Below are 14,018 nucleotides of genomic sequence, written 5' to 3'. Positions count from 1 at the left end.
AGTGGGGCATGAAGCAGCGGCGCCCCTCGTCGTCACGCACGGTCGGCGTCTCCCGCCGACCGCGCGCCATGCCACCCTGACTGACAGCGCGGCGGCAGCAGATCCGAGCCGCATCGACCGGACGCAGTATGATTCCGCAGGCAATGCCGGCGATCGATCGATTCGGGGTACCCGACCGCCCGCACCGCCGAAGATCCGCCAAGCTTGTTGAAAGCCGGACGCGAGACGCAGTCGCGTGAGAGCGCCGCTGCCGAACCCGCGTCCGGATCACCTTCATCGAAACGGTCAGTCAGATGTCAAAGCACAACAAAAAAATTCTTCTCCTGAGCGTCAGCGCGGGCGCCGGGCATACCCGCGCGGCCGAAGCGATCCGCGCATTCGCAGGCAGTCATCCCGCCGGCATCGAAGCCACGCACCTGGACGTGATGGATTTCGTGTCCACCGGCTTTCGCAAGCTGTACACCGACCTCTACATCAAGCTCGTCAGCAGCCAGCCGGCGCTGTGGGGTTACCTGTACCAGAAGACCGACGAGGTCGATCCCGCCGCGCCGTCGCAGAAAATCCGGCGCGCGATCGAGCGGCTCAATTGCCGGCAGCTGCTCGCGGAAATCGAACGGCAGCGCCCGGACGCGATCATCTGCACGCACTTCCTGCCGGCCGAACTGCTGTCGCGCGAGATCCGCAAGGGGCGCGTCGACACGCCGGTGTGGGTGCAGGTCACCGATTTCGACCTGCACAGCATGTGGGTCGTGCCGAACATGCGCGGCTACTTCGCGGCCAACGACGAGATCGCGTGGCGCATGCACGCGCGCGGCATGGCGCCTGAAACGGTGCATGTCAGCGGCATCCCGATCATGCCGGCGTTCGGCCAGCCGCTTGACCGCGCGGCCTGCGCGGCCGAATTCGGCCTCGATCCCGCGCGACCGACGTTCCTGATGATGTCCGGTGGTGCGGGCCTCGGCGGACTCGACGTGCTGGCGACGCGGCTGCTGGAGATGGACGCCGATTTCCAGTTGATCGCGCTGGCCGGCAAGAACCAGGCGATGCTGGCGTCGCTGCAGGCGCTCGCTGCGCGGCATCCGGGCCGGCTCTTTCCGCAGGGCTTCACGCAGCAGGTCGAACGCCTGATGGCCTGTGCCGACCTCGTCATCACGAAGCCGGGCGGCCTGACGACGTCCGAATGTCTCGCGATGCAGCTGCCGATGATCGTCAACTCGCCGATTCCGGGCCAGGAAGAGCGCAATGCGGATTTCCTGCTCGAACAGGGCGTTGCGCTGAAGGCCATCGACGACGATGCGCTCGTCTACCGGATCCGCGCGCTGCTGCAGACGCCGGAGCGCCTGGCCGACATGCGCCGCCGCCTGGCCCCGCTCGGGCGGCCGCTGGCAGGACGCTTCGTGCTCGATCGCGTGCTCGGCCTGGAGCCTGCCGCATGAGCGTCGCGCGTTTTGTGCCGACGCGCCATACGTTGTTCGTCGTCGCGTGGGTCATGTTGCTCGCGTTCTTTTTCGCGAACGTCGAGATCCAGATCGAGGGCAGCGCGGGCTGGGCCGCCAACCTGCCGACCTGGCGCATCGACAAGCACTGGCTGCTCGATATCTTCTGGGGCGGGCGCCCGATGACCGGATACCACGCGTGGGTGTTCCCGTTCGTCGCGCTGTTCTTCCATCTGCCGCCCATCTTCAACGCGCGCTGGTCGTGGCGCATCGAAGCCCGCATCATCGCGTGCATCATGGTGTTCTGGCTGACCGAGGATTTTCTGTGGTTCGTGCTGAATCCGGCCTACGGCCTTGCCCGCTTCAACCCGGCGCACGTGCCTTGGCATATCCACTGGCTGGGCGTGGCGCCTACCGACTACTGGACGATGAGCGCCGCCGCGATCGTCCTGTTCATCCTGTCGCGCGAGCGCGAGCGCGCATTCCACTGAACACCGAACCAACATGAAGATCGCCTTCATTGCCGCGATCGCCGTTACGCTTGCCGGGCTCGTGCAGCCGGCCCATGCGGACCCGGTGTCCGGCGTTTCCTCACGCCCGATCCAATGGGCGCAAAACATTGCCGATGCGCGCGTGAACAACCTGCATCGCATCACGCCGACGCTGTACCGCAGCGCGCAGCTTTCGCGGGAAGACGTGCCGGAATTGCAGAAGCTCGGCATCCGCAAGGTCATCAGCTTCCGCGCATTTCACGCGGACGACAGCATCCTGGCCGGCACGCAGATCACGATGCAGCGCATCCGGATCAATACGTGGTACATCCGCGACGAAGACATGGTCGCCGCGCTGAAGGCGCTGCGGACCGCCGACCAGGACGGCCCGGTGCTGATCCATTGCCAGCACGGCGCCGATCGCACCGGGCTCGTGTCGGCGCTGTACCGGATGGTGTACCAGGGCTGGACGCGCGAGCAGGCGCTCGACGAACTGCAGCACGGCGGCTACGGGTTCCATCCGATCTGGCAGAACATCACGAATTACCTGAAGCACGTCGACGTCGAGCATTTGCGGCAAGAGGTCAACAACGGTTGAGCCGGAAATGAAAAACGCCGCCGACGGTAATCGTCGGCGGCGTTTCTCGTGGGCGTTCGGGCAACGCGCCCGCAACCGTCAGACTGTCTCCGGCTGCCTTGCCGCCTTCGCGACGAAGTAACGCACGACGACGCACGCGAGCGGCTTCCTGCCGCGAATCTGAAGTGTGGTCATGATTGGCGCCTTGTGGCCCGACAGACTTCCTTTCATTCCAATCGCATTTCAGGACTCGTTCAATTTAATTCTTAAGGTATGCAGAACAAGATCGTCCCGGGTTGTTTCGCAAACGTTTGAGAGGGAGAGGATCCTTGGCCCCGAGCAGCGTTCTTGTCGTTCCATCCGCACGTGCGGGCGTCGACATCCACCAGTCCTGCAGTCTGGGCATGCCTTAGGCGAAGAGCGCCGCGCTCGCGGACATCTTTGCCTTCGAAGGTGCCAGCGGCATGAGCGAACCGACGAAGTACACGATCCGGTTCACCCATCCCGTGCACTCGTGCAACATGGGATCCGACCTCCGCACTGCCCCGGATAGTCCGCGCAGCCGGAGCGGTCTGATCGGCCGCTTCTTTGGCGTGGAGCTGCTTAACTCCATTATATTGTGGTTATTGTCGTAATTTTGCCGATAAGGCGTGAAATTTAGGAATTACGCCTCTTGAGCCAAGGTGGCGTTAATTCTATAATTTTGGGTGCTAACTGGCATAGAAGGGGTAGATACACACTATGTTGGATTTAAGCTTTAGCAAGCCGAGTGAGGTCGTCAAGCGCCTCTGCGATCGCTTGCGCACAGAGCGTTTGGCTCTGGGCATGACTCAGTCGGATCTGGCCGGGCGTGCCGGCATTGGGGCCAACACCGTGTCCAACCTGGAGGCCGGGCGCAATGTCGGCTTCGAGGCCGTGGTCCGGGTGGCGATGGCGCTCGGCCGAATCAAGGAGTTCGAAGGTCTGTTCCAGCCAAAGCTGGACAGCATCGAGGACATTCTGCGCTACGAGAAAACAGCCAAGCGCCTCCGTACAAGGAGGAAGTCCAGCAATGCCTGAACAAGTGAATGTCTTCTACGAGGGCTGGGGGGAGCGATGGCATTGGGGCACGCTGGTCTCCACGACAGCCCTGACCGGTCGCCCACTGATCGTGTTCGAGTACAGCAACGAGGCCAGGCAAAGGGGCCTGGAGCTGTCTTCGTACACGCTGCCGCTGGAGGGCCCTCAGTTGCGGCGAGATTTCCCAGGCCATCAGTTGCAACTTCCGGGGCCTGTCTATGACGCCTTGCCAGACGGGTGGGGCATGCTGCTGATGGACCGTATGTTCAGGCGCCGTGGACTCAACACGGCCCGCATTGGCGCCCTGGAGCGGTTGGCCTATATCGGTAGCAACGCGATGGGGGCCATGACGTTTGAACCCGTCGCACCCGAAGGAGAGGCGCCGGACGTCCACATCCCGCTGGAACAGCTTGCTGCCGAAGTGCAGGAAGTGCTCCATGGTGAAGGTAGTGAGTTCCTGCAGACGTTGCTGCTGGTGGGCGGCTCGCCCCAAGGTGCAAGGCCCAAGGCCCTGGTCTATCGCGATCCGCAAACCGGTGGGCTTACCACGGCCGTCACGCCGGGCTTCGACGCCTGGCTGGTCAAGTTCCCGGGCGGAGAAGAGCATGCCGAGGTGTGCGCCATCGAGATGGTCTACGCCGAATGTCTGCGCAGATGTGGCATCGAGACCCCGGACACGCAGTACTTCGGTTTGCCCAATGGGCTGGCGGCGTTCGCCAGCAAGCGCTTTGATCGGCATGATGGATTGCGCGTCCCCATGCAGAGTCTCGCGGCGTTTACGGGGGCCGATTACCGGATTGCGGGGTCGTTGGACTACTTCAACTTCTTGCGGGCGACCCAGATCTGTACCAACGACGTGCGAGAGATGGGGAGGGCCTTCGAGCGCGCCGTCTTCAACGTCGCGTTTAACAACCGAGACGACCATCCCAAGAACTTCTCCTACGTCATGGCGCCAAATGGTCAGTGGAGACTGGCGCCGGCCTACGACGTGACCTTCTGCGAGGGACCCGGTGGATATCACCAAATGGACGTGATGGGTGAGGCACTGGAGATTTCCCGCGCGCACATGCTTCGGCTTGCCGAGGAAGCCGAAGTGCCCCAGGCCGTTGCCGGCAGAATGATTGACGGCATTTGCGAAGTGGCCAGCCAATTCTCGGACATGGCCGAGAACATGTACCCGCGGATTATTACTCGAGATACCTTGCGCACGATCCAAGGCCGCATCAACGAGAACGTTGCCCTGCTACGCCAGGGTCCCGCGGGCCGCGCTCACCGGTGAAGATGAACCGGCCGGCGAACGGTTCAGAAGTCCTCCAGCCGTTCAAAACGCGTGCGCCCGCGAACTCATCCGGCCGATGTGATCACATGGCTGCAAGTCGGGAACTCGCTTCCGCGCAAGTCACCGTAAAAGAAACGAAAACGCCGCCAACCGTCACTGCCGGCGGCGTTTCGTCAGTATGTCGATGAGCGGGCAGCACGCCCGCCGTCGTCAAACCGTCTCCGGCTGCCTCACCGCCTTCGCGACATCGCGCGCGAGCGCGCCGTTCGCGACGAAGTAAGGCACGTCGACACGCGCGAGCGGCTGCTTCCCACGAATCTTGTCGGCGATCTTTTCCGCGATCATGATCGTCGGCGCGTTCAGGTTGCCGGTCGTGATGATCGGCATGATCGATGCATCGACGACGCGCAGGCCTTCCAGCCCGTGCACGCGACCCTCTTCGTCGACCACCGCCATGTCGTCGTAACCCATCTTGCACGAGCACGACGGATGGAACGCGGTCTCCGCACGAGCACGCACGAACGTGTCGAGCTCCTTGTCGCTCTTGCAGTCGGCGCCCGGGTTCAGCTCGCGGCCGCGATAGCGGTCGAGCGCGGGCTGCCGCATGATCTCGCGCGTCGCGCGGATCGCATCGCGGAACTCGCGCCAGTCGAGCGCTTCGGCCATGTAGTTGAACAGGATGCTCGGATGCTGGTTCGGATCGCGCGAGCGCAGTTTCACGCGGCCGCGGCTCGGCGAGCGCATCGAGCCGACGTGCGCCTGGAAGCCGTGCATCTCGATCGCGTTCGAGCCGTTGTAGTTGATCGCCACCGGCAGGAAGTGATACTGGATGTTCGGCCAGGGATCGTCGTCGCGCGTGCGGATGAAGCCGCCCGCCTCGAAGTGGTTGCTCGCGCCGAGGCCGGTGCCGTTCAGCATCCATTCGAGGCCGATCTTCGGCTGGTTCCACCACTTGAGCGCCGGGTACAGCGACACGGGCTCCTTGCACTCGTACTGGATGTACATCTCCAGGTGGTCCTGCAGGTTCTGGCCGACACCGGGCAGGTCGAGCACGACGGGAATGTCGAGTTCCTTCAGCCACGCGCCGGGGCCGACGCCCGAGCGCTGCAGCAGTTGCGGCGATGCGATCGCGCCGCTGCACACGAGCACTTCGCGGCGCGCATGCGCGGTCGCGCGCTCGCTGCCGCGCAGGTACGTGACGCCCGATGCGCGCTTGCCGTCGAACAGGATGCGGTCGGCGAGCGCGTGCGTGACGATCTCGAGGTTCGGCCGCGCACGCGCCTGGTCGAGATAACCGCGCGCGGTGCTCGCACGGCGGCCGCGCGGCGTGACGGTGCGGTCCATCGGGCCGAAGCCTTCCTGCTGATAGCCGTTCAGGTCGTCGGTGCGCGGATAACCGGCCTGCACGCCCGCGTCGACCATCGCCTCGAACAGCGGGTTCACGCCCGGCTTGCTGGTGGTGACCGACACGGGGCCGCTGCCGCCGTGATAGTCGTTCGGGCCGACGTCGCGCGTCTCGGCTTTCTTGAAGTACGGCAGGCAGTCGAGATACGTCCAGTTCTCGAGGCCCTTGTGCGTCGACCAGTTGTCGTAGTCGAGCGCGTTGCCGCGGATGTAGCACATGCCGTTGATCAGCGACGAGCCGCCGAGCCCCTTGCCGCGGCCGCATTCCATCCGGCGGTTGTCCATGTGCGGCTCGGGGTCGGTCTCGTACGCCCAGTTGTAGCGGCGGCCCTGCAGCGGATAGGCGAGGGCGGCCGGCATCTGCGTGCGGAAGTCGAAGCGGTAGTCGGGGCCGCCCGCTTCGAGCAGCAGCACCGTGACGTCCGGATCTTCCGTCAGGCGCGTTGCGAGCACGTTGCCCGCGGAACCTGCACCGCAGATGATGTAGTCGTATTCGCGTGTCGTCATGACGGTCAATCTCCTTAAAACACCGGGTTGTAGCGGCCGAGCTCGACCTGCACCGACTTGATCCGAGTGTAGTGCTCGAGCGTCGTGATGCCGTTCTCGCGTCCGACACCGGATTGCTTGTATCCGCCAACCGGCATTTCGGCCGGCGATTCGCCCCACGTGTTGATCCAGCAGATGCCGGCTTCGAGGCGATGGATCGTGCGGTGCGCGCGCGACAGGTTCTCGGTCACGACGCCGGCCGCGAGGCCGTAGTGCGTGTCGTTCGCGCGAGCGATTACTTCGTCCTCCGATTCGAAATCGAGGATGCTCATCACCGGCCCGAAGATTTCCTCGCGAACGATCTTCATGTCGTCGCGGCAATCGCCGAACACCGTCGGCGCGACGTACTGGCCGCTGCCGAAGTGGCCGTCGGTCAGGCGCGTGCCGCCTGCCAGCAGCTTCGCGCCTTCGGCCTTGCCGCTTTCGATGAAGCCGAGCACCTTGTCGAGCTGCGCGGCCGACACGAGCGGGCCGAAGTTGGTATCGGCATCGGTCGGCTTGCCGACGCGGATGCGCTTCACGCGTTCGAGCACGCGCTGCGTAAACGCGTCCTTGATCGAGCGGTGCACGAACACGCGCGTGCCGTTCGTGCAGACCTGGCCCGAGCTGAAGAAGTTGGCGGTCACCGCGATGTCGGCCGCGCGGTCGAGGTCCGCATCGTCGAACACGATCAGCGGCGACTTGCCGCCGAGTTCCATCGTCACTTCCTTCAGCGACGATGCGCCGGCCAGCGACATCACCTTCTTGCCCGTCTCGACGCCGCCCGTGAACGACACCTTCGCGATGTCCGGGTGGCCCGTGAGCAGCGCGCCGACGGAACCGTCGCCCTGCACGACGTTGAACACGCCGGCCGGCACGCCGGCTTCCGTATAGATTTCCGCGAGCTTCAGCGCGGTCAGCGGCGTGACTTCGCTCGGCTTGAACACCATCGCGTTGCCGGCCGCGAGCGCGGGCGCCGTCTTCCAGCACGCGATCTGGATCGGGTAGTTCCATGCGCCGATGCCCGCGCACACGCCGAGCGGTTCACGGCGCGTGTAGACGAACGAATCGGCGCGCAGCGGCACCTGCAGCCCTTCGATCGCGGTCGCGAGGCCCGCGTAATACTCGATCACGTCCGCGCCGGTGACGATGTCGACCGCGAGCGTCTCGCCGATCGGCTTGCCGGTGTCGCGCGTTTCGAGCGCAGCAAGTTCGTCGTTGCGCTCGCGCAGCAGGTCGACCGCGCGGCGCAGGATGCGCGAGCGCTGCATCGCGGTCATCGCGGCCCATTCGCGCTGGCCTTCCTGCGCGGACGCAACCGCGCGGTCGACGTCGGCCGCGCTCGCCTGCTGCACCTGCGCGAGCAGTTCGCCGGTGGCGGGATCGAAGGTGTCGAAAGTCTTGCCGCTCGTGGCGTCGACGTAACCGCCGCCGATGTAGAGGCGCTGCAAACCGAATACGGACATGAGGATCTCCTTGAGGGCGACTGTGTGCGCGTCAGTCGGACGCGAGCAGCAGGTCGATGTAATCGTGGGCGAGCTTCAGCGTCGCCCGGGTGTCGATGGGGCCGCCGGCGAGCGCGCCGCGCAGCCACAGGCCGTCGATCAGCGCGGCGAGGCCGCTGGCGGCTTCGCGCGCCTTCGTGCGCGGCAACGCCTTCGCGAATTCCGCGCACAGGTTCGAATGGAGGCGCCGCGTGTTGACGTGCTGCAGGCGCTTGAGCATCGGGTCGTGCATGCTCTGCGACCAGAACGCGAGCCACGTCTTCATCACGGGCGCGCTGACCTGCGTCTCGTCGAAGTTCGCGGCGACGACTGCACGCAGCCGCGAACGCGGATCCTTGCGCGCCGCCGCGCGGCGGCGCGTGGTGGCCGACCACAGGTCGCGCAGCACGTGCCGCATCGTCGCTTCGAGCAGGCCGTCCTTGTCGCCGAAGTAGTGGCTGACGATGCCCGTCGAGATCTTCGCGCGTTGCGCGACCGATGCGAGCGTCGTGCCGGGCAGGCCCGCTTCGTCGATCGAACGCAGCGTGGCGTCGATCAACTGTGCGCGGCGTATCTCCCGCATTCCGACTTTCGGCATCGCGACTCCCTTCGCCCGGACGGGCCATCCATGGAAGTCGAGAGCTTAGCGGTTTTTTATTGAACGATCAATCAACAAAAAATCGGGGTCTGACGATGGCAGGGTGTTCTGCAGGGTGACGGATCGATCGCTTGCCGCGATGTGCAGATGCGGAAAAACGAATTGAAAGAAGGTTAATTAAGCTGGAGTTTGTTTAAAACGGTTTGTGAAAAGATGGTGCAATGCACCGGAAAATTTCCAGTAGCGTTTCTATTACAAAACGAAAGAGTGTGGATGCCTGTAATATTCTTCACGATGTGGAATGGCGAGTGCAAGTGATGAAGATCGGAAAATTCCGGAAATCCGTTTAAATCAATCGATTTAAATGACGTATCGCATTGAATTTGAACGGAAATATGTGATTAATTTCCGCCGGAGATGACGCCTCGCAAACGATTGCCAGTGCCTTTGTGGCGATCTCTCATACCATATAAATTGATAAAAAAATTTGAATCCGGTGTATTCCCGGGTCGAATAGAGGGAATCGTTGGAGTGACTTGAGTCAGTAATATTGTCCGTATTAGTATGGCGCCGCACTACGAGGAATGAATGGGCGCCGCCGGTATTTGCCGCGGTGCGTCGGCAATGGGCGCGGCGACAGGTCGCGCGCAGGGCCGGCACCCGCCATTGCGCACCTGCAGCATGCCGCGACGTCGAGACGCCGCATCCACCGGAGAACGACGATGCCGACCGAAAAACACGTGGTCCCGCTGCCGAATGGTCTGAAGGTCTACGTCGAACGGAACGTGTTCGACCCGGCGTTCGACACGGCGATGCTCGTCAACGGCGCGCTCGCGACGACCGCGTCGTTCGGGCAGACCGTCCAGTATCTGGGCGAGCGGATGAACACGATCTGCTTCGACCTGCCGTACGCGGGGCAGTCGCGCCAGCACAATCCGGGCTGCTTCATCCTGACCAAGGACGACGAAGCCGCGATCCTCCAGCATCTGGTCGAGCGCTTCGCGCCGGCATTCCTCGTGTCGGTGTCGTGGGGCGGCGTCGCATCGCTGTTCGCGCTCGCGCGCGGCTGCCCGAGCGTGCGGCGCGCGGCGATCTGCTCGTTCTCGCCGTTCCTGAACGACGCGATGGTCGACTACGTGACGCGCGCCCGCGATCACATCGCGGCCGGCGAGAACCTGAAGGCCGCGCAGCTGCTGAACGACACCGTCGGCCGCTACCTGCCGCGCATCATGAAGCTGTACAACTACCGGTATCTCACGCGCCTGCCGCGCGACGAGCAGGACCAGGTCGCGTTCCACGTCGACCAGATCCTGTCGCTGCAGCCCGAGCGCTACTTCAGCGAATTCTCGAACATCGGCTGCGAGCTGCTGTTCCTGAACGGCGAGCGCGACGAATACACGACGCCGGCCGATGTTCGCCAGCTCGGTGCGCACGTGTCGCGCGCGCGGTTCGCGACGGTGCCGGACGCCGGCCATTTCCTCGACATCGAAGGCCGCGCGCAGCGCGAACACACGCGTGCGGCGCTGCTCGACTTCTTCTGCGACGGGTCGCCCGTCGCGGCCGGCATCGCGCACGCCGCCGCGCATGCGTGCGTGCCCGCGCCGCTGCACGCGCTGTCGTCGTGACGCCGCACGTCGTGCCGCGGGCCCGGCCCGCGCACCCGAATTCCCATCCCAACGAGGCAGGCCAGCCGTGAATATCGTTCAGACCATCGCCATCGTCGTTCCCTGGGCCGCATGGCTCGCGTACTGGATCGCCACGTCGCAGGGCGTGAAGACGACCGTGCGCAAGGAAGCGTCGCGCTCGCGCACGCTGCAGTCGATTCCGCTGATCGTCGGCGGCGCGCTGATCATCCTGCCCGATCCGTCCTGGCAGGCGCTCGTGCCGGACTGGCAGCGCTTCGGCCTGCAGGCACAGTGCGGGCTCGCGGTGCTGGTCGCGGGCCTGCTGTTCTCGGTGTGGGCGCGGCTGCATCTCGGTACGAACTGGAGCGTGTCGGTCACGCTGAAGGAAGACCACGAACTCGTGCGCACGGGGCCGTACGCGCTCGTGCGTCACCCGATCTACACGGGCTGCCTGCTCGCGCTCGTCGGCGCCGCGCTGATCGGCGGCGAATGGCGCGGCGCGATCGGCGTGCTGCTCGTGTTCGCGTCGCTCGCGTACAAGGTGCGCGTCGAGGAGAGCTGGCTGACCGGGTATTTCGGGTCGGCGTACACGCAGTACCGCCGCGAGGTCGCGGCGCTGATTCCCGGTTTCTACTGATACCGCGAGGCGCGCGATGGCGAAGATGATCGTGACCGCGATCGGTTCCGCGGGCGACGTGCATCCGTTGCTCGGCGTCGCGCGCACGCTCGCGGCGCGCGGTCACGCCGTCGTGTTCTGCACGCACGCGCCGTTCGAGGCGGCCGTGCGCCGTTGCGGTTTCGCATTCGTGCCGGTCGGCACTGCGGCCGAATACGAGGCCGCGATGGCGAACCCCGCGCTGTGGGACCCGCGCACGTCGTTCCGCACGCTGTGGCAGGTGATCGCGCCGATGCTGCGCCCGCATTACGACGCGCTGCATGCGCTGACCGACGACGATACGGTGCTCGTCGGCACGCTGTGGGCGTTCTCCGCGCGCTTCATGCAGGAGCTGCACGGCACGCCTTACGTGTCGGTGCAGGTGTCGCCGTCGACGCTGCTGTCCGCGCATGCACCGCCGACGCACCCGCGCCTGACGATTCCCGCGCGCTGGCCGCTGCCGGTGAAGGCGGCGCTGATGACGCTGATCGAGCGGCAGGTGCTCGACCGCGTATGCGGCCCCGCGCTCGACGCGGTGCGCCGTGAACTCGGGCTCGCGCCCGCGCGGCGCGTGCTCGGCCGCTGGCTGCATTCGACCGACGGCGTGCTGTGCCTGTTTCCCGGCTGGTTCGCGCCGCCGCAGCCCGACTGGCCGTCGAATCATCTGCAAAGCGGTTTTCCGTTGTTCAACGACATCGCGGCGCCTGACGAAGATGCGGAACTCGATGCGTTTCTTGCGGCCGGCGAGCCACCGGTCGTGTTCACGGCCGGCTCGACGCTCGTCGATCACGCGACGTATGCGCGCGCGGTGGCGGACGCGCTGCGCGCGACGGGCGCGCGCGGGATCCTGTTGACGCCGCACGATGCCGCGCCGGACGGCAACCGGTTGCTCGTGCGCCGCTTCGTGCCGATGCGCACGCTGCTGCCGCGTTGTCGCGCGCTCGTGCATCACGGCGGGATCGGCACCGCGGCGCTCGCGTACGAGGCCGGGATCGTGCAGGTCGTGACGCCGTTCGCGCACGACCAGTTCGACAACGCGCAACGCGTCGCGGTGAGCGGCTGCGGCGTGCGCGTCGACGGTCCCGTCGACGGCGCGCGTCTCGGCGCGGCGCTGGCGCACGTGCTGGACGAACCCGCATTCGCGGTGCATGCGGAGCGCGCGCGTGCGCTGCTCGCCGCCGCACCGGACGGCTGTGATGCGGCCGCCGATTTCATCGAACGGTTCGCGCCGAAGCGCGGGCGGGCGATCGTGCGGGCCGATGTCGCGGTGGCCGGCGCATGAGCACCGCGTCGCCGCTTCGCGATGCGCCCGGCGCGCCGTCCGCATTCGACGCGCCGGCCCTGGCGCCAGCGCCGGCCGCGCAGCCGGTGCGCGGTATCCGGCTCGCGCTGCTGACGTTCGCGCTGTCGCTCGCGACCTTCATCGAGGTGCTCGATTCGACCGTGACGAACGTCGCGGTGCCGGCGATCTCCGGCAGTCTCGGCGTATCGAACAGCCAGGGCACGTGGGTGATCAGTTCGTATTCGGTCGCGGCCGCGATCGCGGTGCCTCTGACCGGCTGGCTCGCGCGCCGCGTCGGCGAATTGCGGCTGTTCGTCGGCGCGGTGCTGCTGTTCACGCTGACGTCGCTGCTGTGCGGGCTCGCGCGCGACCTGCATGTGCTGGTGATCTGCCGCGCGCTGCAAGGGCTGTGCTCGGGGCCGATGGTGCCGCTGTCGCAGACGATCCTGCTGCGCACGTTCCCGCCGGACAAGCGCACGATCGCGCTCGCGCTGTGGGCGATGACGGTGCTGCTTGCGCCGATCTTCGGGCCGGTGGTCGGCGGCTGGATCGTCGACAACTTCTCGTGGCCGTGGATCTTCCTGATCAATTTGCCGATCGGGTTGTTCTCGTTCGCGGTGTGCACCGCGATGCTGCGCCCCGACGCGCAGCGCGGCGCGGCCGGCCCGATCGACGTGCCGGGCATCGTGCTGCTGGTGATCGGCGTCGGCTCGCTGCAGGCGATGCTCGATCTCGGCCACGATCGCGGCTGGTTCGATTCGCCGCTGATCGTCACGCTCGCGGTGGTCGCGGCGCTCGCGATCGTGTCGCTGCTGATCTGGGAGGCGGGCGAAGCGCACCCCGTCGTCGATCTCGGCCTGTTTCGCGACCGCACGTTCTCGTTCTGCGTGCTGATCATCTCGCTCGGGATGATGAGCTTCTCGGTGGTCGGCGTCGTGTTCCCGCTGTGGATGCAGGCCGTGATGGGCTACAACGCGTTTCACGCCGGGCTCGCCACGGCATCGCTCGGCGTGCTCGCGCTCGTGTTCTCGATCCTCGTCGGGCTGCATGCGCACCGCTTCGACGCGCGCGTGCTCGCGACGTTCGGCTTCCTCGTGTTCGCGGCCGTGCTCGCGTGGGACGCGCATTTCACGCTGAAGATGACGTTCGCGCAGATCGCCGCGCCGGGGCTGATCCAGGGGATCGGGCTGCCGTGCTTCTTCATTCCGCTGACCGCCGCGACGCTGTCGCGGATTCCGGACGACCGGCTCGCCGCTGCGTCGAGCCTGTCGAACTTCCTGCGCACGCTGTCGGCCGCGTTCGGCACCGCGATGAGCGTGACGCTGTGGGACAACCGTGCGACCTATCACTACGACGTCGTGTCGCAATCCGTCACGCATGCGTCGGCGAACACGCAGCGCTTCGTGCACACGCTGAACGCGATGGGCGTGGACGGCGTGCGCGAGCTGACGACGCTGCACCAGGTCGTGATGCAGCAGGCTTACATGATGGCGACGAACGACATGTTCTGGATGGCGAGCATGACCTGCCTCGTGCTCGCCGCGATGATGTGGCTGACGCGGCCGAAGCGCGGCGCGGCGGCGTCCTTCGGGCATTGAGGAGA

Annotated in this window: 12 protein-coding genes; 9 read left to right on the top strand and 3 right to left on the bottom strand. The window is 65.7% G+C overall.

Annotated features, from left to right (window positions below; genetic code table 11):
* Positions 1-293: 293 nt before the first annotated feature.
* The 5 genes from MRS60_RS23875 to MRS60_RS23855 all read left to right on the top strand — a co-directional run bounded on the left by MRS60_RS23875 (position 294) and on the right by MRS60_RS23855 (position 4,842).
* Entirely contained in the window at positions 294-1,436 is a 1,143-nt protein-coding gene (locus MRS60_RS23875; RefSeq protein ID WP_105391721.1) for an MGDG synthase family glycosyltransferase, read from the top strand.
* Entirely contained in the window at positions 1,433-1,927 is a 495-nt protein-coding gene (locus MRS60_RS23870; RefSeq protein ID WP_217590246.1) for a hypothetical protein, read from the top strand. The genes MRS60_RS23875 and MRS60_RS23870 overlap by 4 nt, the downstream gene beginning before the upstream one ends.
* A 13-nt stretch (positions 1,928-1,940) precedes the next feature.
* Positions 1,941-2,525 carry a dual specificity protein phosphatase family protein gene (locus MRS60_RS23865; RefSeq protein ID WP_034180768.1) on the top strand — a complete coding sequence of 195 codons (585 nt, stop codon included), beginning with the start codon at positions 1,941-1,943 and terminating at the stop codon, positions 2,523-2,525.
* Positions 2,526-3,245: 720 nt separating this feature from the next.
* Positions 3,246-3,563: a helix-turn-helix domain-containing protein gene (locus tag MRS60_RS23860; protein WP_034180767.1), complete on the top strand. Its 318-nt coding sequence runs from the start codon at positions 3,246-3,248 to the stop codon at positions 3,561-3,563.
* On the top strand, positions 3,556-4,842 hold the full coding sequence (locus tag MRS60_RS23855) for a type II toxin-antitoxin system HipA family toxin (RefSeq protein WP_243565641.1): 1,287 nt from the start codon (positions 3,556-3,558) through the stop codon (positions 4,840-4,842). Before MRS60_RS23860 ends, MRS60_RS23855 begins: the two co-directional genes overlap by 8 nt.
* A 210-nt stretch (positions 4,843-5,052) precedes the next feature.
* Here MRS60_RS23855 and betA read toward each other — a convergent pair whose 3' ends face one another.
* The 3 genes from betA to betI are packed head-to-tail and all read right to left on the bottom strand — an operon-like array spanning position 5,053 to position 8,853.
* Entirely contained in the window at positions 5,053-6,753 is a 1,701-nt protein-coding gene (gene betA, locus MRS60_RS23850; protein WP_034180765.1) for a choline dehydrogenase, read from the bottom strand.
* Between the two features lie 14 nt (positions 6,754-6,767).
* Complete coding sequence (gene betB, locus MRS60_RS23845; RefSeq protein WP_105391718.1) at positions 6,768-8,237, bottom strand: betaine-aldehyde dehydrogenase; 1,470 nt, start codon at positions 8,235-8,237, stop codon at positions 6,768-6,770.
* 31 nt (positions 8,238-8,268) lie between these two features.
* Positions 8,269-8,853 (bottom strand): transcriptional regulator BetI, encoded by a 585-nt coding sequence (gene betI / locus MRS60_RS23840; RefSeq protein WP_034180763.1) that lies wholly within the window; start codon positions 8,851-8,853, stop codon positions 8,269-8,271.
* Between the two features lie 722 nt (positions 8,854-9,575).
* Here betI and MRS60_RS23835 point away from each other — a divergent pair.
* The 4 genes from MRS60_RS23835 (at position 9,576) to MRS60_RS23820 (ending at position 14,013) form a co-directional block, all read left to right on the top strand.
* Complete coding sequence (locus MRS60_RS23835) at positions 9,576-10,478, top strand: alpha/beta fold hydrolase (RefSeq protein ID WP_105391717.1); 903 nt, start codon at positions 9,576-9,578, stop codon at positions 10,476-10,478.
* Between the two features lie 67 nt (positions 10,479-10,545).
* Positions 10,546-11,115, top strand: a complete 570-nt coding sequence (locus MRS60_RS23830) for a methyltransferase family protein (RefSeq protein ID WP_034180761.1) — start codon at positions 10,546-10,548, stop codon at positions 11,113-11,115.
* Between the two features lie 16 nt (positions 11,116-11,131).
* Positions 11,132-12,415: a glycosyltransferase gene (locus tag MRS60_RS23825; protein WP_131946375.1), complete on the top strand. Its 1,284-nt coding sequence runs from the start codon at positions 11,132-11,134 to the stop codon at positions 12,413-12,415.
* Positions 12,412-14,013, top strand: a complete 1,602-nt coding sequence (locus tag MRS60_RS23820) for a DHA2 family efflux MFS transporter permease subunit (RefSeq protein WP_243565640.1) — start codon at positions 12,412-12,414, stop codon at positions 14,011-14,013. The genes MRS60_RS23825 and MRS60_RS23820 overlap by 4 nt, the downstream gene beginning before the upstream one ends.
* Positions 14,014-14,018: the final 5 nt, after the last annotated feature.

This window comes from Burkholderia pyrrocinia (genome assembly GCF_022809715.1).
In the GTDB taxonomy this organism is placed as follows: domain Bacteria; phylum Pseudomonadota; class Gammaproteobacteria; order Burkholderiales; family Burkholderiaceae; genus Burkholderia; species Burkholderia pyrrocinia_C.
This window is presented reverse-complemented; position numbering and strand designations above follow the sequence as displayed.